General features: G+C 74.3%; 14 protein-coding genes. 5 read left to right on the forward strand and 9 right to left on the reverse strand.

What is annotated here, in order from left to right; translation table 11 throughout:
- Positions 1 to 5 precede the first annotated feature (5 nt).
- From ACIBBA_RS14630 to ACIBBA_RS14640, 3 genes are all read left to right on the forward strand, one after another.
- Positions 6 to 5660, forward strand: a complete 5655-nt coding sequence (locus ACIBBA_RS14630; protein ID WP_396697305.1) for an amino acid adenylation domain-containing protein — start codon at positions 6 to 8, stop codon at positions 5658 to 5660.
- Entirely contained in the window at positions 5657 to 6967 is a 1311-nt protein-coding gene (locus ACIBBA_RS14635; protein ID WP_396697307.1) for a phosphotransferase, read from the forward strand. Before ACIBBA_RS14630 ends, ACIBBA_RS14635 begins: the two co-directional genes overlap by 4 nt.
- A 75-nt stretch (positions 6968 to 7042) precedes the next feature.
- Positions 7043 to 7633 carry a pyridoxamine 5'-phosphate oxidase family protein gene (locus tag ACIBBA_RS14640; protein ID WP_396697309.1) on the forward strand — a complete coding sequence of 197 codons (591 nt, stop codon included), beginning with the start codon at positions 7043 to 7045 and terminating at the stop codon, positions 7631 to 7633.
- A 54-nt stretch (positions 7634 to 7687) separates the two neighbouring features.
- Here ACIBBA_RS14640 and ACIBBA_RS14645 read toward each other — a convergent pair whose 3' ends face one another.
- Positions 7688 to 8308 (reverse strand): DUF1349 domain-containing protein, encoded by a 621-nt coding sequence (locus ACIBBA_RS14645; RefSeq protein WP_396697311.1) that lies wholly within the window; start codon positions 8306 to 8308, stop codon positions 7688 to 7690.
- A 273-nt stretch (positions 8309 to 8581) separates the two neighbouring features.
- Here ACIBBA_RS14645 and ACIBBA_RS14650 point away from each other — a divergent pair, with 273 nt between their 5' ends.
- Positions 8582 to 8923: an RNA polymerase-binding protein RbpA gene (locus ACIBBA_RS14650; protein ID WP_007460094.1), complete on the forward strand. Its 342-nt coding sequence runs from the start codon at positions 8582 to 8584 to the stop codon at positions 8921 to 8923.
- Positions 8924 to 8983: 60 nt separating this feature from the next.
- On the opposite strand, the gene ACIBBA_RS14655 is transcribed toward ACIBBA_RS14650, so the two are convergent.
- The 4 genes from ACIBBA_RS14655 to ACIBBA_RS14670 form a co-directional block, all read right to left on the reverse strand.
- Positions 8984 to 9499 (reverse strand): FxsA family protein, encoded by a 516-nt coding sequence (locus tag ACIBBA_RS14655; RefSeq protein ID WP_350874361.1) that lies wholly within the window; start codon positions 9497 to 9499, stop codon positions 8984 to 8986.
- 71 nt (positions 9500 to 9570) lie between these two features.
- A complete protein-coding gene (locus ACIBBA_RS14660) occupies positions 9571 to 10380 on the reverse strand; it encodes a polyprenol monophosphomannose synthase (RefSeq protein WP_396697314.1) in 810 nt (269 codons plus the stop codon).
- Positions 10381 to 10416: 36 nt separating this feature from the next.
- The gene (gene lnt / locus ACIBBA_RS14665; RefSeq protein WP_396697483.1) at positions 10417 to 12006 is read right to left on the reverse strand and encodes an apolipoprotein N-acyltransferase; all 1590 of its coding nucleotides are present in this window, start codon (positions 12004 to 12006) and stop codon (positions 10417 to 10419) included.
- A gap of 130 nt (positions 12007 to 12136) precedes the next feature.
- The gene (locus tag ACIBBA_RS14670; protein ID WP_396697316.1) at positions 12137 to 13723 is read right to left on the reverse strand and encodes an FAD-dependent oxidoreductase; all 1587 of its coding nucleotides are present in this window, start codon (positions 13721 to 13723) and stop codon (positions 12137 to 12139) included.
- A gap of 74 nt (positions 13724 to 13797) precedes the next feature.
- Here ACIBBA_RS14670 and ACIBBA_RS14675 point away from each other — a divergent pair, with 74 nt between their 5' ends.
- A complete protein-coding gene (locus tag ACIBBA_RS14675; protein ID WP_396697318.1) occupies positions 13798 to 14382 on the forward strand; it encodes a helix-turn-helix domain-containing protein in 585 nt (194 codons plus the stop codon).
- A 517-nt stretch (positions 14383 to 14899) separates the two neighbouring features.
- Here ACIBBA_RS14675 and ACIBBA_RS14680 read toward each other — a convergent pair.
- Genes ACIBBA_RS14680 through ACIBBA_RS14695 form a run of 4 tightly spaced genes read right to left on the reverse strand, consistent with a single transcriptional unit; the run spans position 14900 to position 18958 of the window.
- Positions 14900 to 16234 carry a glutamate mutase L gene (locus tag ACIBBA_RS14680; protein ID WP_396697320.1) on the reverse strand — a complete coding sequence of 445 codons (1335 nt, stop codon included), beginning with the start codon at positions 16232 to 16234 and terminating at the stop codon, positions 14900 to 14902.
- Positions 16231 to 16623: a hotdog domain-containing protein gene (locus ACIBBA_RS14685; protein WP_396697322.1), complete on the reverse strand. Its 393-nt coding sequence runs from the start codon at positions 16621 to 16623 to the stop codon at positions 16231 to 16233. Before ACIBBA_RS14685 ends, ACIBBA_RS14680 begins: the two co-directional genes overlap by 4 nt.
- Positions 16620 to 17399 (reverse strand): OAM dimerization domain-containing protein, encoded by a 780-nt coding sequence (locus ACIBBA_RS14690; RefSeq protein ID WP_396697324.1) that lies wholly within the window; start codon positions 17397 to 17399, stop codon positions 16620 to 16622. The genes ACIBBA_RS14685 and ACIBBA_RS14690 overlap by 4 nt, the downstream gene beginning before the upstream one ends.
- The gene (locus ACIBBA_RS14695) at positions 17396 to 18958 is read right to left on the reverse strand and encodes a lysine 5,6-aminomutase subunit alpha (protein WP_396697326.1); all 1563 of its coding nucleotides are present in this window, start codon (positions 18956 to 18958) and stop codon (positions 17396 to 17398) included. Before ACIBBA_RS14695 ends, ACIBBA_RS14690 begins: the two co-directional genes overlap by 4 nt.
- Positions 18959 to 18978: the final 20 nt, after the last annotated feature.

An 18978-nucleotide genomic window follows, 5' to 3' on the forward strand; every position in this document is an offset into this window, starting at 1 on the left:
CCCTCATGTCCGTAGCCCCGGAGTCGGCGGCCCCGGAGATGCCCCTCTCCGCCACCAAGCAGGCCCTGCTGCAACGGCTGCTGCGCCAACCGGCCGGCGCCTCCGCCGGCACCCTCGACCGGGCGCCCGCCGACGCGCCCCGCACTCTGTCGTACGCCCAGGAGCGGCTCTGGTTCATGGACCAGTTCGCGCCGGGCGCCACCGCCTACCACGTGCCGGTGGCGGTGTGGCTCGACGGTGACCTCGACCCCGACGCGCTGCGCGACGCGCTCGCCGACGTGGCCGCCCGGCAGGAGAGCCTGCGGATGCGGTTCCCGGCCACCGACGACGGCCAGCCGAGCGTGCTGGTCGCCGAGCCGGGACCGGTGCCGCTGCAGCGGCGGACGGTGACCGCCGACGACCCGGACGACGCCCGCCAGGAGGTCCTGGAGCTGGCCCGGGAGCAGGCGGCGGTCCCCTTCGACCTCGCGACCGGCCCCCTGCTGCGGGCCCTGCTCGTCGACTACGGCGACCAGCGCCGGCTGCTGTCGCTGGTGACCCACCACATCGTCAGCGACGGCTGGTCCATCGACGTGCTCGTCGGTGACCTGCTCACCGCCTACCGGGCCCGCCGGGACGGCACGGCGCCGGACTGGCCGCCACTGCCGGTCGGCTACGGCGACTACGCCTACTGGCAGCGGCACCGGCCCGGCACGGACCGCGGGCTCGCCCACTGGACGGGGCAGCTGGCCGACGTGCCCGCGCTGGAGCTGGCGACGGACCGGCCGCGCCCGCCGACGCAGCGCTTCGACGGCGCCACGCACCGCTTCGAGGTGGACGCCGCGCTCACCGACGCGGTCACCGCGCTGGCCCGCCGGCACGACGCGACCCTCTACATGATCCTGCTCGCGGCCTACCAGGTGCTCCTCGCCGGGCACGCCGACCAGCGCGACTTCGCCGTCGGTTCACCGGTGGCCGGGCGGGGCCGCCCCGAGTTGGAGGGCCTGGTCGGCATGTTCGTCAACATGCTGCCGCTGCGGGCCCAGCTCGACCCGGACGAGTCGTTCGGCGACCTGCTCACCCGCACCCGCCAACGGGTGCTGGACGGCCTGACCCACCAGGAGGTGCAGTTCGAGCAGCTGGTCGCGGAGCTGGACGTGGCCCGCGACGTCAGCCGGTCGCCGCTGTTCCAGGTCACCTTCGCGCTGCAGAACTACCAGATGCGCGACCACGGCGCCGCGGGCGCCGGGCCGGCCGTGCACTGGGAGGTCCTCGACCTGGCGGCCACCCGCTTCGACCTGGAACTGCTGGTCGTGCAGACCCGCGCCGGCGAGCTGTGGTGCGAGTTCACCTACAACAGCGTGCTGTTCGACGCCGCCACCGTCGGCCGGATCGGCGAGCGGTTCGTACGGCTGCTGCGCACCGTGGTCGCGCACGCCGACGCGCCGCTGCGCGGCGTGGACCTGCTCACCGACGCCGAGCGCACGCAGGTGCTCGACGACTGGGGCCGGCGGGTCGCCCGGTTCCCGGTCCAGCGGACGCTGCACTCGCTCTTCGAGGAGCAGGCGGCGCGCCGCCCCGACGCGATCGCCCTGGTGCACGGCGACGAGCAGCTGAGCTACGCCGAACTGGACGCCCGCGCCGAACGCCTCGCCGGGCGGCTGCGCCGCCTCGGGGTTGGCCCCGGCACCCTGGTCGCGCTGCACCTGCGCCCCGGAGCGGGCACCGTGACGGCGATCCTGGGCGTGCTGAAGGCCGGCGGGGCGTACGTGCCGCTGAACCTGGCCTACCCGCGCGAACGTCTCGAGTTCATCCTCGCCGACACCGCCGCGCCGGTGCTGGTCACCGACGAGAGCTCCCCCGCCGAGCTGCCCAGCTACGACGGCCGGGTGCTGTGGCTGGACGCGCCGCGGGACGACCCGGCGCCGGTGCCGGCCGACTCGCGCCGCCCTGTCGGCCCCGCCGACCTGGCCTACGTCATCTACACCTCCGGCTCCACCGGCCGACCCAAGGGTGTGCTGGTGGAGCACCGGCAGGTGGTGCGGCTGCTCACCGCCGCCGACGCGCACTTCGACTTCGGCGCCGACGACGTCTGGGCCCTGCTGCACTCCTACGCGTTCGACTTCTCGGTGTGGGAGATGTGGGGGGCGCTGGCCTCCGGCGGGCGGCTGGTCGTGGTGCCGCCGGACGCGGTCCGCGACCAGGAGCGGCTGCTGGACGTGCTGGCCGAGCAGCGAGTGACGGTGCTCAACCAGACCCCGGCGGCGTTTCGCGCGCTGCGCGCCACGCTCACCGAGACCGAGCGGTCCTTCGCCGAGCTGTCGGTGCGGACCATCGTCTTCGGCGGTGACGCGCTCTACGTGCGGGAGCTGCGGCACTGGTTCAGCCGCTACGGCGACAGCACCCCGGTGCTGGTCAACATGTACGGCATCACCGAGACCACGGTGCACGTCACCGCGCAGCGGCTGCGCCGCGCCGACGTGCGCCGGGGCGCCGCCTCACCGATCGGGCGGCCGCTGGACGACCTGCGCGCGTACGTGCTGGACGGGCACCTCAACCCGGTGCCGGTCGGGGTGCCCGGTGAACTTTTCGTCGCCGGGGAGGGGCTGGCCCGCGGCTACCTGAACCGGGCCGGGCTGACTGCGGAGAGGTTCCTGCCGGAGCCGTTCAGCGGCGAGGCCGGCGCCCGGATGTACCGCACCGGCGACCGGGTGCGCTGGTGCGCCGACGGGACGTTGGAGTACCTCGGCCGGGTCGACCGCCAGGTGAAGATCCGCGGCTACCGCATCGAGCTGGGCGAGATCGAGGCCACCCTGCAACGCCACCCCGACCTGCGGGCCTGCGCGGTCGTCGTGCAGCCGGACGGCACCGGCGACCGGCGACTGGCGGCCTACGTGGTGCCGGCCGACGACACGCACCGGCCCACCCCCGCGCAGCTGCGCGAACACCTCGGGCGCAGCCTCGCCGACTACCTGGTGCCGGCCGCGTTCGTGCTGCTCGACGCGTTGCCGCTGACCCCGAACGGCAAGCTGGACCACCGGGCGCTGCCCGATCCGGACCTGACCCAGCAGGAGACCGAGCGGGAGTTCGCCGCGCCGGGCACCGCCAACGAGCGGCTCATCGCCGAGGTGTGGACCGAGCTGCTGCCGGTGCAGCGGATCGGCATCGACGACGACTTCTTCCTCCTCGGCGGGCACTCGCTGCTGGCCGCGCAGGCCGTCACCCGGATCCGGCGCGCCCTGGCCGCCGGCGGCGGCACCGGCGCGGTGTCCCTCATGGACCTGTTCCGCTGCCGCACCGTACGCGAACTGGCCCGGCTGCTCGACGAGCCGGCCACCGACGAGCAGCCGGCCCGGCTGCTGCACGAGCTGACCCGCCCGCTCCCCGACGCCGGGCACGTCCGCTCGCTGGTCTGCGTCCCGTACGGCGGCGGCAGCGCGGCGGTCTACCAGGCCCTGGCCGACGCGATGCCGCCCGGGCACCGGCTCTACTCGGCGGCAATACACAACCAGGAGGCCGGCGGCACCGAGGACACGCTGCCCTTCGGCGACCTGGTCGACGCCGCGGTCACCGAGATCCTGCGCGACATTCCCGGGCCGCTGGTGCTCTACGGGCACTGCGGCATCGGCAGCGCCCTCGTGGTCGAGGTGGCCCGCCGCCTCCAGGCCGCCGAGCGTCCGGTCGAGGCGGTGTACGTGGGCGGCATCTTCCCGTTCGCCCGCCCGCGCGGCGTGCTGTCGCGGCTGTCCCGGCTGGCCGAGCTGGAACGCTTCCGCAGCAACCGCACGTTCATCAATCGCCTCGTGGGCCGGGGCGTCGACATCGAGGAGTTGGGCCTCGACGAGGTCGATCGGGTGATCCGCAACATGCGCCACGACACCCGCAGCGCCGAGGACTACTACAGCGGCCTGCTCGACAGCCGGATCGATCGGATTGACGCGCCGGTCATCTCGGTGATCGGCGAGCAGGACCCGGCCACCGACTACTACGAGGAACGCTTCCGGGAGTGGGACTTCCTCTCCGACACCTGCGCCCTGGTGGTGCTGGACGAGGGCGGGCACTACTTCAACCGGTACCGGGCCGCCGAGCTGGCCGAGGTCGTCACCCGTACCCATGTGGCGCTGGCCGACGACGACGCCGCCGCCCTGACCCGCGCGGCCCGCGGCCCGGACAGCGACTGGTGGCTGCACGGCGTGCACCGGGCCGGCGCGCAACCCGAACCGGCCGCGGCATCCGGCGGCGACCGGCCACCGGGCGGGGACCCGCCGCCGCGCCGGCGCCCCGCCGAGCCGAGCATGCCCCGGTTCCTCGGGGTGGCCACCGGGCAGATGGTCTCGCTGATCGGCTCGGCGTTCACCCAGTGGGCCATCCCGATCTGGATCTACCTGAGCACCGGCTCGGTCATGCAACTGGCGCTCTTCGTGACGTTGGCCCTGGTGCCCGGCCTGGTGATCGCCCCACTCGCCGGCGCGGTCGTGGACCGTTCCCACCGCAAGCGGGTGCTGATCGCCGGTGACGTGGCCGCCTGGGCCACCCAGTTGGCGCTCGGGGTGCTGCTGTGGACCGACGCCCTGCAGATCTGGCACATCTACGGCCTGATGGTCGGCCTGTCGGTGGCCACCGCGTTCCAACGCCTCGCCTACGTCGCCTCCGTCCCGCAGCTGGCACCGAAGCGCTACCTGCGGCACGCCATCGGTGTCGTCGAGATGATCAACGGCGCGGGCACGCTCTTCGTGCCCCTGTTCGCCGCCGGCATGCTCGCCACCATCGGGCTGGACGGCATCCTCGTCATCGACATCGTCAGCTACGCGGTCGCGGTGCTGGTCACCGCGTCGATCCGCTGGCCGGCCAGGTTGGGCTGGCACCGGCGGGAAACCCTGACCGCGGAAATCGCCAACGGGTTCCGCTTCTCCTGGGGCCACCGGCACTTCCGGGCGATGCTGCTCTTCTTCCTGGTGCTCAACGTGTTCCTGGCGCCCCCGCTGATCCTGCTGAGCCCGCTGGTGCTCTCGTTCGGCGCGCTGGCCGACGCAGCCCAGGTCTCCTTCGTCTCGGGACTGGGTGCGACGTTGGCCGGGCTGGCGGTGGCCCTGTGGGGCGGGCCGTCGCGGCGGCCGATGCACGGCGTGCTGCTGGCCATCCTCGCCATGGCGGTGGCCTGCGTGGTGATCGCCGCCCGACCCGACCCGCTGCTGGTCGCCGTCGGCGCGTTCGGCCTCACCGCCGGGTTGACCCTGACCACCGGCATCTACCGGGCGATCGTCCAGGTGAAGATCCCCCAGCGCTACCACGGTCGGGCCGCCGCGCTGAACCAGATGATCTCCTGGTCGACGTTGCCGCTGGGCTTCGCGGTGGTGGCGCCCGCCGCGACCGCGCTCTTCGAGCCGATGCTGATGCCCGACGGTCGACTCGCCGGCAGCGTCGGGCGGCTGATCGGGGTGGGTGAGGGACGCGGCATCGCGTTCGTCTTCCTGCTCTGCGGGCTGATCATCGCGGTGCTGGTGGCGGTGGCCGCGCGGATCCGGGCGATCGCCCGGTTCGACACCGAGGCCCCGGACGCGATCGCCGATGACCTGGTCGGCGTGGAGTCGTTGCGGCACCGGCGGGAGCCGGTCGGGCCCGGGCCGGTGGTGCCGTCCCGGCCGCGCGCCGCCGCGGAGCGAAGCGGAGCGGCGGCGTGAGCGACCTGGACACGCCCGCGGTGGCGACCACCGGTCCGGTCGACATCGACGTGATCATCTGCACGGCCGACCGGCGCCGCGTGCTCGGCCACCGCCTGAATGCCGAGGTGACGCTGCCCCGGCTGCGGCTGACCGAGGCGTGGCCGCCGCCGAGCAGCCAACTGCCCGCCGCGATCGCCGCCGAGACCGGTCTGCGGGTGGCGCTGCTCGAACCGCTGGACAGCACCCTGTTCGTGGCCGAGCCGCTCGACGGGGAACCGTCACCCGGGTACGCCTGGCACGACGTGGCCGCGTTCGACGGCGGCCCGGTGCGGGCCTGGTGGCGCCGGCCCGCACCGGAGCAGACGCCACCCTGGTACCGGGCGGGCTGGTTGGCCGCCGCCACCGACTGGTGCGACACGGCGCTGGCCGAGCGGGGCGTACGCCGTACCGGACCGGCGGCCCAGATCCGGCACTGGACGACCTCGACGGTGCTGCGGGTGCCGACCACCGGCGGGGCGGTGTTCCTCAAGGCCTCCCTGCCGCACCTGGCCGCCGAGGCGCGGGTGGTCACCGAACTCGCCCGGTGGTGGCCGCGCGCGGTGCCCGAGGTGCTGGCCCACTCGAGCGCGCACGGCTGGTGGCTCAGCGCCGACTTCGGGGCCCAGCCGCCGGCCCGCGACGGCTCCGCCGCGCTGCGCACGCTGGCCAGGATGCAGACCGCCAGCATCGAGCGCACCGACTCGTTGCGGGCCGCCGGCGCCCCGCTGTCGACGTTGGACGACCTGGCCGCCCGGGTACCCACGCTGACCCGCCGCGGCGAGCTGTGGGACGCCGCCCGCGCCGGCGCGGACCGGGCCGCCCTGACCGGCGTGGCGATGTGGTTGCAGGACCGCTGCGCCGAGCTGGACGAGTTCGAGCTGCCGCTGACCCTGGCCCACGGCGACCTGCACCCGGGCAACGTGGCCGACCGCGCGGACGGGCCGCTGCTCTTCGACTGGAGCTTCGCCCGCGTCGCGCACCCGCTGCTGGACCTGGGCGGATGGCTGCACGCGGTGCCCGAGCCGCTGGCGCGCCGGCAGGTCGGCGCCTACCTCGACGGGTGGCGCCACCTCGCCGCCCCCGCTGAGCTGCGGGAGGCGTGGCAGGTCGCCAAGCCGGTCGCCGCCTTGGCCGAGCTGGCGAAGTTCGCCGACCTGATCGACGCGACGCCCGGCTACGAGTTCGACTACCTGCCGATGGCGGGCCGGTGGGCGCGGCGGATCCTCGACGCGGTGGCCGGGCGCGACGCCCACCTGACCGGCTGGCTCGACCCGCACCCCGGCTGAGCGCCGGCAGTCCCACGAGGCGGTCCCGGCCGGTGGGGGTACCGGTGTCCGGGCCGCGCGGACGATGATGGTGCGGTGGGAAAGACACATGAGCGCATTGAGGGCCGGCTGCGCAGCTTCATCGAGGAGCAGCCCATCTTCTTCACCGCCACCGCGCCACTGGCCGGCGACGGCACCATCAACCTCTCTCCGAAGGGGCTGCGCGGCTCGTGGGCGGTGCTCGACGAGCAGACGGTGGCCTACCTCGACTTCGCCGGCAGCAACGCCGAGACGATCGCGCACCTGCGGGAGAACGGCCGGATCACGCTGATGTGGTGCGCGTTCCAGGGCCCGCCGAACATCGTGCGGGTGCACGGCCGGGGTGAACCGGTGTTCCGGGACGACCCGCGCTGGGCGGGGCTGATGGGCCATTTCCCGGACATCGACACCAGCGAGCACGGGCTGCGGGCGATCATCGTGGTGCGCGCCGAGCTGATCCGGGACACCTGCGGCTACGCGGTGCCCTACCTGAGCTACGACGCCGACCGTGACCTGCACGGCAAGCGGTTCGCCCGGGAGGACGACGCGTCGCTGAGCGCCTACTTCGCCAAGAAGGAGCACGTGGCGCACAGCATCGACGGCCTGCCCGGGTTGCCGCTGCCGCTGCCGCCGACCCCGGCGGCCTGATCCGCCGCATCCGTTTGCGGGGCGGCGGGGCGGCTGCCGCTCAGGGTGGCGGGGTCAGGAGCCGTCGCGCAGGTCGGTGAGGCGGGTGGCCGCGAAGCGGATCTCGTCGAAGCTCACCTGGCAGCCGTCACCGGTCGGCGCCTGGGCTTCGAAGCCGATCCGCTCGGGCGCCGGGCCGCCGTCGAGGGCGAAGTAGCGGATCATCTGCCACACCGTCCCGTCGACGGAGGCGTGGTAGGCGTAGGCCCGGCCGATGCGGGAGATCCGCAGCCACACCGATCGTCCGGCAACGACGAAGGAGTTCGCGTCGTCCGCGGCGCCGCGGCACACCACGGACACGATCATCGGCTCCCCGGCGGGAGAGAACTCGAAGCAGAGCTTGCCCCAGTGCCGCTCGTCGACCCAGGTCATGAGCACACCGGCGTCGTAGGTCGCGGCGAAGTCCACGCTGACCCGGGCGCTGAGTTGGAAGTCGCCCTCCGGCGCAAGACCGAGCAGCGTCGCCGCGTTCAGCGTGCTGGCGTTCTCCGCGCCGGTGGCGCCGCCCGGGTCGACGAAGATGTCGGTGCGCGCCGCCGCCGACACCGTCACGGCGCCGGTCGCCTCGTCGAGTCGCCACTGCCCGGCGGGCACGAGTGGAAACGGGATCCCGGGCACGTTCAGCTGGTTCGCCACAGCACCAGACCGTACCGGAGACGCGCAGCCGCCGACGCGCGTCGCCGCCCGGGCGCAACCTGCGGGCCGCCCGGGCGGTTAACATCGCCGGTGACATCGGAAACACCGCACCGTTCCGACCCGGGCGGAAGTGATCGCGCCGGGCTATCGTGACGGCCGGCTACCCTTGTTCAGGCCCGGCCGTGGGCGGCACACGCCCTCGGGCGGGAATGGCCCACCGGGGACGGACCGTTACACCAGAAGACCAGCACCACGAACGAGGGGAAGTCGATCATGGGCGAGCGTATGCTGCGCGGAAGCCGCCTGGGCGCGGTCAGCTACGAATCCGACCGCAACACGGAGCTCGCGCCACGTCAGACCCGCGAGTACCTGTGCGCCAAGGGCCACCAGTTCGAGGTGCCGTTCGCCGTCGACGCCGAGGTCCCCACGACCTGGGAGTGCAAGTTCGACGGCAGCGTCGCCCGGCTGGTCGACGGCAACGAGCCGGAGCAGAAGAAGGCCAAGCCGCCGCGTACTCACTGGGACATGCTGCTGGAGCGCCGCTCCATCGCGGAGCTGGAGGACATCCTCGCCGAGCGGCTGCAGGAAGTGCGCACCCGCCGCGGCCGGGCCTGACCCGTACGAGACGACACGGCGCCCCCGGGAAGCTTCCCGGGGGCGCCGTCGTGTCCGCGCTCAGCGCTCGACGATCTCGCCTTCGATCGCCCGGCCGCCGTCGACCACCACCGGCTGCTCCGGTTCCGGACGGGGGGCGCTCTGCGGCTCACCGCGGCGTACCCGCACTCGGCGGGGCCCGAACAGGTCACCGGCGACCATCGACGACACCCGGCGCTCCGCGGCCCGCTGCGCGCCGCCGCGGGCCAGCCGGCGCACCGGCGGCACCAGCAGCAGCAGCCCGACCGCCCCGCTGACCAGGCCCGGAACCGCCAGCAACAGGGCGCCCAGCAGACCCACCAGACCGTCGGTCACCTGCCGTCCCGGCGGCTGACCGGCCTGCGCGGCGGCTTGGAAGCCCCGCCACGCGCGCATCCCCTCCCGGCGCAGCAGCACCAGCCCCAGCAACGACGCCGCGAACACCAGCAGCACCGCGAGGCCGAACCCGACGGCCCGGCCGACCAGCACGAACACCGCCAGCTCCAGCACCACCGCGACCAGCAGACCCAGTGGTACGAACCTCAGTCCTCGGCGCATCTCACCTCATCGGTCATCCCGGGGCGCCCGACGGGCCGGTGTCGCCCCCGTCAAGCATGACACGACCGGGCTCAGGGCCACCGGACCTGACCGTCGGGGGTGCCGTGCAGGCCGCGCCGGATCGCCTGCCGCCGGTCCTGCACCGCCCACGTGGTGATCCGCCACAGCGCCTCGGCCACGATCAGCGGGCTCATCTTGCTGCTGCCGCGTTCCCTCTCGGCGAAGGTGATCGGCACCTCGACGATGCGCATCCCGGCCCGGTGCGCCAGCCGGGACAGCTCGACCTGGAACGAGTAGCCCTGCGAACAGACCGACGTCAAATCGATCGCGTCCAGCGCGCTGCGTCGGTAGACCCGGTAGCCGCCGGTGGCGTCGGAGACCGGCATGCCCAGCGCGAGGCGCGCGTACAGGTTGCCGCAGCGCGACAAAGCCAGGCGGCGCAGCGGCCAGTTCACCACCTGCGCGCCGCTGGTCCAGCGGGAGCCGATCACCACGTCGGCCTGCCGGGCGGCGTCCAGCAGGGCGGGCAGGTCCTCCGGGGCGTGTGAGCCGTCGGCGTCCATCTCGACCACCGCGTCGTAGCCGCGCTCGCGCGCCCACTCGAACCCGGCCAGGTACGCCGCGCCCAGGCCCTGCTTGCCCTCCCGGTGCAGCACGTGCACGTGCTCGTCGGTGCCGGCGAGCGCGTCGGCGATCACCCCGGTGCCGTCGGGGCTGTTGTCGTCGGCGACGAGGATCTCCACCGCCGGGGCGGCGCGGCGTACCCGGGCCACGATGTCGCTGACGTTGTCGGCCTCGTTGTAGGTGGGGATCACCACCAGCACCCGGCCGACGCCGCGCACCCCCGTGCTACGCCGTCGCGTGTCGGTCGCCACGTTCACGGTCCCCCTCCGCTCCCGCCGGCGTACCGGCTGGTCCTATCCGGGCTGCCCGCGCCGGCGGCGCAGCACCGCCGCACCGGCCAGGGCGGCCAGGGCCAGCGCGGCCAGCGCCACCTCGGGCCAGTACCCGAGCCGGGTGGCCAGGGTGCGCCCGTCGGCGAGGTGCACCTGCCGCAGCACCACCTCGCGGGTGTTGAACCCGGTGGCGTCGCTTACCCGCCCGTCCGGGGCAACGAACCCGGACACACCGACCGTGGAGGCCATCAACGCCGGCCGGCCGTGCTCCACCGCCCGCAGCCGCACCATGGCCAACTGCTGGCGGGCCTCGGCCACGTCGAAGGTGGCGTTGTTGGTCTGCACCACGAGCAGCTGCGCGCCGCCGGTGACGGTGTCGCGGACCACCTCGTCGTAGGCCACCTCGAAGCAGATCACGTCGCCCAGCACGGCGGGGCCGGTGCGTACCACGCCGGGGGTGCTGCCGGGCACGAAGTCCGCCCGCACCCGGTCGACCTGCTTGCTCACCATCCGGGCGAGGTCACGCAGCGGCACGTACTCGGCGAACGGCACCGGGTGGCGCTTGGTGTACAGCTGATCCAGGTCGGGGCCGGTGCCGGGACGCCACAGGATGCCGGCGTTGCGGACCTGCCCGGCGCCCGGGCCGAGCAGCACCGCGCCGACCAGGATCGGCGCGCCGATCGCGTCGGCGGCCTGGGAGATCCGCGCTCCCGCGGTCGGGTTGCGCAGCGGGTCGATGTCGCTGGAGTTCTCCGGCCACACCACCAGGTCGGGTCGGGCCCGCTCGCCGGCGGCGACCCGCGCGGCCAGCTCGATGGTGGCGTCGACGTGGTTGTTCAGCACCGCCTGCCGCTGGGCGTTGAAGTCCAGGCCGAGCCGCGGCACGTTGCCCTGCACGATCGCCACGGTCACCGCCGTGCCGCCGCCGGCGCGTCCCACCGGCACCAGCAGTCCCACCGCGCAGACCAGCACCGCGCCGAGGGCCAGCCCGGCCACCGGGCGCCACCGCGGGGTACGCCACACTGCGGCGTCCCACCGACGCCACCCGGCGGCCACCAGCAGCCCACCGGCGAGCGCGACGGCGAAGGTGACCAGCGGCGCGCCGCCGATCGCGGCGAGGCGCAGCAGCGGCGCGTCGCCCTGGCTGAACGCCAGCCGCCCCCACGGGAACCCGCCGAACGGGGTCCGGTCGCGCAGCGCCTCCTGCCCCACCCAGAGCACCGCGGTCAGCGGCGCCCAGCTCCACGGCAGCCGGTCGGCCAGCGGCGACACCCAGGCGGTGGCGGCGCCGAGCAGCGCCAGGTAGCCGGCCTGCAGCAGCGACAGCAGCACCCACGGCAGGTAGCCGGTGTGCAGGTTCGTCCAGGCCAGCAGCGGCGCGAAGAACGCCACCCCGGTCAGGAAGCCCAGCCCGGCGCCGGCGCGCAGCCGCCGCCGGTGCGCCGCCACGGCGAGCAGCGCCACACCGACCGGCGCCAGCGGCCACACCCCGTACGGGGGGAACGCCAGCAGCAGCGCCAGCCCGGCCGCCACCGCCGCCGGCACCGCGACCCGCAGCGGCAGCGGGCGGCGCGGCGCCGCGCCGGACGGCGGGGCCGGCTCGGCGCGCATCTCGTCCCGGTCGATGGTCGTCACGGGCGCTTCACCACGATCACGGGGGTGAAGGCTACCCGGCCCACCCGGCCGGGCGCCCGCCGCCGCCGAGGCGGGGCGGGTCCCGGCGACGGGCGGCGCCGCGCGGTCAGGACGGGCGGCGGCGGGCCACCAGCACCGCGTCGTGGATGGTGATGTCCCGCCCGTCCGGGTCCTTCGCCGCACGGGGCCGCGCCTCGGCGGCCCGTACCTCCCAGACGCCCGGGTCGAGCGCCGCGGCGAGCTGCTCACCGGTGTACATCATCTCCGGCAGGTGCATCCGGTGCGCGGTGGTGCGCAGGTCCCGCGGGTGGTGACCGACGATCAGCAGGGTGCCACCCGGCGCCACCGCGGCGGCCAGCCGGGCGAACAGCTCGCCCCGCTCGTCGCCCGGCAGGTGCATGAAGTGCGCGCTCACCAGGTCGTAGCTGGCCTCGGTGGGTGGCTTCTCCCGCAGGTCACGGTGGGTCCAGTCGATGCGGGCGGCCACCTCGGCGCCGGCCGCGTCGGCGTGCGCGGCGGCCCGCTGCAACGCGACGGTCGAGATGTCCACAGCGGTGACCTGCCAGCCCCGCTGGGCGAGCCAGACGGCGTCGGCGCCCTCGCCGCTGCCCACGTCCAGCGCCCGGCCCGGGGTCAGCTCGGCGGCCTCGGTGACCAGCTGCGCGTTGGGCCGGCCGCTCCACACGCTCGGACGCGACCGGTAGCGCTCCTCCCAGGCCTCCTCGGTGAACATGGTGGCGATCTGGTGGCGGCGGGCGCGCACCGCCTCCCGGGTGTCCTCGGCGATCAGGTCGGCGTTGATCGCCGCGCCGGCGCCCAGGCCGGCCGCGGCGGAGGTGATCACCTGGGCGCGGACGTCGGCGACGTTGCCGGCGACCCACACGCCCGGCACGCTCGTCGCGCCGGTGGCGTCGGCGGGGATCTGCCGGCCGATGACGTGCCCGCCCAGCTGCACCTCCTGCGGCTGCAGGCCGAGCGCGGCCAGCACGTCGGCGCGGGCGGTGAACGTGGGCGTCACCGCGACCGCGCCGAGCTCGATCACCTCACCCGAGGCCAGCCGCACCCCGCTCAAGGCGTCGCCGGTGACCACCAGTTCCGCCACCGGCTCGTCCACCACGGTGATCTCCCGCGCGGCGAGCTGCTCGGCCTCCTCGGCGGTGGGCTCCGGCGCGTCGTGGCGCAGCAGCACCACCTGGGGGCTCCACTGCCGCCACAGCAGCGCCTGGTGCACCCCGAACGGCCCGGTGGCGAGCACCCCGATCCGCTGTTCGCGCACCTCCCACCCGTGGCAGTACGGGCAGTGCAGCACGTCGCGGCCCCAGCGCTGCGCCACCCCGGGCACGTCGGGCAGCTCGTCGGCCAGGCCGGTGGCCACCAGCAGCCGCCGGGCCCGCACGGTGCGCCCGCCGTCCAGGCTCAGCACGAAGCCGTCGCCGTCGCGGGCGGCGTGGCTGACCCGGCTGGTGACGATCTGCCCGCCGTAGCCGGTGACCTCGTCGCGCCCGGCGGCCAGCAGCTGACCGGGCGGGGTGCCCTCCCGGCCGAGGTAGTTGTGCACGTGCCCGGCCGGGGCGTTGCGCGGCTCACCGGCGTCGACCACCAGCACCGAGCGGCGGGCCCGCGACAGCGTCAGCGCCCCGGACAGCCCGGCCGCGCCGCCGCCGACCACCACCACGTCGTAGCTCTGCTCCACCTGAATTCCCCCTCGTTCGTCGTCCCCGCCCACGCTGCACCGACCCGGCCGCTGCGACAAGTATTGTTGCCGTTATGGCAAACGATGAGGCGGCGGTGCTCGCGGCTGTCGGCCCGCGGCTGCGGGCGCTGCGCAAACAGCGCGGCACCACCCTGGGTCAGCTCGCCGAGGCCACCGGCATCTCGGTCAGCACCCTGTCCCGGCTGGAATCCGGCGGACGCCGCCCCACCCTGGAACTGTTGCTGCCCCTCGCCCGCGCCCACCAGGTGCCCCTCGACGAGTTGGTCGGCGCGCCGGCCACCGGCGACCCGCGGGTGCGCGCCAACCCGATCGTGCACCACGGTGTGACGTTCCTGCCGCTGACCCGCCGCCCGGGCGGTCTGCAGGCGTTCAAGCAGATCCTGCCGGCCGGCACCCCCACCGGCGACACCGGGCAGCAGACCCACGAGGGCTACGAGTGGCTCTACGTGCTCTCCGGCCGGGTACGGCTGCTGCTCGGCGAGCACGACCTGATGCTGGCCCCGGGGGAGGTGGCCGAGTTCGACACCCGCGTGCCGCACCGGATCCACAACCCGGGCCCGGACACCGCCGAGGTGCTCACCCTCTTCGGCCCGCAGGGCGAACGCCTGCACGTGCGGGCCCGCCCCCGCAGCCGCTGACCTTCTCACCCGGGAACGAAAATCGGGGCGCGGCTCGCGCCGCGCCCCGATGCTCCCAGGCCCTCCCCGGCCGGTGGGGCGAGGATGCGGCACGCCGACCTTCGGACCGACCAGACGCGGACTGGCTGCCCCCGCCGGGCCGTTGTCTACTGGCCGTGCACCTCACCCTGCCCATACACCGGTAACCGCGGCCGGTTCGCGCCGCCCCGCCGACCCCCGCCCGCTGGACCTGGCCGCCGCGACGAAGTGCACCGTGTCGCTCGGCCAGCGGACGAAGGGACGAAGCGAACAACAGCCGCTTCCCGTAGTAGGACTCAAAGACGGTACGTGCTGCACCCCCGCCGCTGTCAACCCACCCCCGACGAGTCGCCTGCACCACATCGGCGTGTCGCGCCGGCGAGTCCCGTCCGCCCCGCCGCCGGCACCCCTTCACCGCCCGTTCACTGCCCCGCGACCGGCCCCGCCGGGGTGACCCACCACAGTGCTCGCCCGCCGCCCGCAAGCCCCCGGGCGGCGGTCAGTCGCCGAGGTTGCGGGACAGCACCGCGGCCGCGGCCGCCGGATGCTCGGCGGCCAACAGCCCACCGGCGGCCAGCACATAACGCGCGTCCACCACCGCCCGCGCGGCCCGCGGCAGCGCCCACCCGCCGGCGTGATCGGTCAACACCGCCGTGAGCACCTGCGCCGCGTCCCCCGCCGGCGCGTGCCGCAACACCCCGCCCGAACCCACCAGCAGCCGCACATCGCGCAGGTCCCGCCCGCCGCGCTCCCCCGTGCCGCCGCCGCGGGCGTGCCGACGCAACGCCACCGTCGCGGCCAACGCCGCGATCCGCCGCTCCGCGGCCCGCTGCCCGTCGTCGGCGGGCAGGAACCCCGGCTGCGCCGAGCGCACCGCCGCCGCCCGCGCCAACTCCGGCTCCTCCCCCGGACCCAGCAGCCGCTCCTCCGCGGCGGCCCGCACCACACCGGGCGCGCTCCACCGCATGCCCAGGTCCCCCTCCACCGTGCGGGCCCGCCACAGCGTGCCGGCGACCTCCCGCCCCGGCCCGGTGGCCCGCTCGTCCGGGGTGAGCACCGAGTACACGTCCGTGGTCGCGCCACCGACGTCCACCACCGCCAGGTCCCCGCCCACCCGGTCGGCGAGCACCTCCACCCCGGTCAGCACCGCGTCCGGAGTGGCCGCCCGCACCAGCCCGGCGAACCGCCCGCCCCGCGACAGCCGCTTGCCGCCGATCACGTGCCGCAGGAACACCTCCCGGATCGCCGCGCGCGCCGACGCGGGCGCCAGGACCCCGATGCGGGGCAACACGTTGTCGGCCACCGTCACCGGCACCCCCGCGCCGGCCAGCAACCCGGCCAACTCGTCGCGGACGTCACCGTTGCCGGCCAGCACCACGGGCACCCGCCAACGGGCCCGCGCCAGCCGCGTCGCGTTGTGCGTCAACGTGTCGGCGTCGCCGCCGTCGGTGCCACCGACCAGCAGCACCACGTCCGGGCGGGCCGCCCGCAGCGCCGCCAGATCCGCCGCGCCCAGCCGACCCGCGGCCACGTGCACCACGTTCGCCCCGGCCGACAACCCGACCCGCCGGCCCGCCTGCGCGGTCACCAGCTGCTCGTAGCCGAGCACCGCCAGCCGCAACCCGCCCCCCGCCGACGAGCACACATACCAGGGCGCGTCGCGAACCGGCAGGCCCGCGGTGGCCGCCGCGACCGCGGCGTCCAGGCCGTGCAGCACATCGGTGGTGACCGTGGTGGGCGCCGCGGCCGCCGCGACCAGCGCACCGTCGGCCAGGTCCACCACCGCCACCTTCGTGTACGTCGACCCGACGTCGGCGCAGACCGCGACGTTCACGCCGCCGGCGGAACGACCACCGTGCCGGTCGCGGTCACCGCCACGATCGGCGGATCCAGCACGTCCGCCGCCGACTCCGACCGCTCCGGCCGACCCCGGCACACCACCCGCGCCTCGAAGTCGAGGGTGCGGCTGCGGCTGCCCACCCGGGTCACCGTCGCGGTCACCTCCAACACGTCCCCGGCGCGCATGGCGGCCCGGAACTGCACGTCCGAATAGGACGCGAACAGCCCCTCGTCGCCGTCCGTGCGGATGCACACCTCCGTCGCCACGTCACCGAACAACCCCAACGCGTACGCCCCGTCGACCAGGTTGCCGGCGTAGTGGGCGTGCGAGTACGGCACGTACCGCCGATGCGTCACCGTCAACCCGAGCCTCGTGTCGCTCATGCCGCCGCCTTCCTGTTCGCCACCAACGCGTGCACCAGATAGCTGGCCACCTCACCCGGGGTGGTGCCCCGACCGAAGATCTGGTCCACGCCCAACTCCTCGGCCATCGTCTCGTCGAAGCGGGGCCCACCCACGATCAGCAGCGGACGCCGACCGGCCGGCATCGCCTCCCGGAACGCCGCCGACATCTCCCGAGTGTTGTGCAGATGCGCGTCGCGCTGCGTCACCACCTGCGACACCAGCACCGCGTCGGCCTTCTCCACCCGCGCCGCCTCCACCAACTCCGGCACGCTGACCTGCGCGCCCAGGTTGGTGACCTTCAACTCCCGGTAGTACTCCAGGCCCTTCTCACCGGCGATGCCCTTGACGTTCAGGATCGCGTCGATGCCGACGGTGTGCGCGTCGGTGCCGATGCACGCCCCGACCACCGACAGCTTGCGCCGCAGCCGCTGCTTCACCAGCGCGTTGACCTCCTTCGCCGACAACAGCGGGAAGTCGCGCTCCACCACCTGCACCGAGGCCAGGTCCACCAGGTGGTTCACCCGCCCGTACACCACGAAGAAGGTGAAACCGTCACCCATCTGCTTGGCGTGCACCAGCATCGCCGGGTCCAGGCCCATCCGGTTGGCCAACTGGATCGCCGCGCCCTCGGCCCGCTTGTCGTGCGCCACCGGCAACGTGAACGACACCTGCACCATGCCGTCACCGGTGGTGTCCCCGTACGGCCGCACGATCTTCTTCTCGGCGCCGGCGGCGCCCTTCTCCACAGCGCTCACTCGCCCGGCCCTTCCAGGATCTCCGTCGCCGGGTTGTAGTAGTCACCCTCGTGCCGCGCCACCCCGGCCAACCCCTTGCCCCGGTCCGCGGGCCGCTTCATGATCCCGAACGTGCCCTCGGCGATCGCCGTCAGCAACGACTGGTCACCGATGCGCTCCAACAGATCCAGCGCCTCACCCAACACCCGGTTCGCCCGCTGCTGGATGAACCCGCCCGGCGCCGGCACGAAGTCCTCGTGCAACCCACCCGCCGCGCCCAGCACGTAGCGCACGTTCTGCAACGCGATGTCCCGATCGGACAGCCACGGCGTCACCACCGCCTCGGTCATCATCCCCACCAGCAGGATGCCCTGACCCGTCATCGCACCCACCAGGTTGAAGAACCCGTCGAGCAGGTTGCCCCGGAACACGTCCCCGGTCATGTGCTTCGTCGGCGGCATCCACTTCAACGGCGCGTCCGGAAACAACTCCCGCGCCAGCAGCGCGTGCGCCAACTCCAACCGGAACGACTCCGGCAGATCCGGGTTGATCTCGAACGCGTGCCCCAACCCCAACTGCCAGTCCGCCAACCCCGCCTCGTGCGCGAAGAACTCGTTGAGCAGCTGCGACACCGTCACCGTGTGCGCCTCCTCCACCGCGTCGGCGGTGGTGAGGTAGTTGTCCTCGCCGGTGTTGATGATGATCCCCGCCCGGGCGTGCACCTGCCGGGAGAACCGCTGGTCGACGAAGGTCCGGATCGGGTTGATGTCGCGGAACAGGATCCCGTACATCGAGTCGTTGAGCATCATGTCCAACCGCTCGAGACCCGCCAGCGTCGCCATCTCCGGCATGCACAGCCCCGACGCGTAGTTCGTCAGCCGCACGTAGCGACCCAGCTCCCGCGACGACTCGTCCAGCGCCGCCCGCATCAACCGGAAGTTCTCCTGCGTGGCGTACGTGCCGGCGAAACCCTCCCGGGTCGCCCCCTCCGGCACGTAGTCCAACAACGACTGCCCCGTCGAGCGGATCACCGCGATCACGTCCGCGCCGGCCCGCGCCGCCGCCTGCGCCTGCGGGATGTCCTCGTAAATGTCGCCCGTCGCCACGATCAGATAGATCCACGGCCGCTGCCGCGGATCCCCGAACCGCTTCACCAGCCGCTCCCGCTCGGCCCGGCGCCGGTCGATCAACCGCACCCCCGCGCCCACCGCCCTACGGGCCGCCCGGCGGGCCGCCGTCGCCGCCTTGCCGCTGGGCTGCTCGAAACGCACCGACCCGGCCGCCGCCTTCTGCGCCAACAGCGTCACATCGGTGATCTGCTCCCGCGCCAGGGCGTCGAACACCGGCAGCGCCACCCCGTGCCCCAGGCCGACGTCCGCCACCACCGCGTCGACCAGCCGGTTCACCCACGGAATGCCGTCCGGGTCGGCGCCGGCCACCCCGGCCAACCGCAGCACCGCCCGCTCCACCGACACCGTGGTGTGGCTGCGGGCCAGATCCACCACCGGCTGCCCGGCCCGGCGCGCCAACTCCCGCGCCCGGCGCACCAGCACCGGATCCAGGTCAAGCTTTCCCGTCACGCCGACACCTCGACAAACCC

It is taken from the genome of Micromonospora sp. NPDC051006 (assembly GCF_044456245.1).
Lineage (GTDB): Bacteria > Actinomycetota > Actinomycetes > Mycobacteriales > Micromonosporaceae > Micromonospora.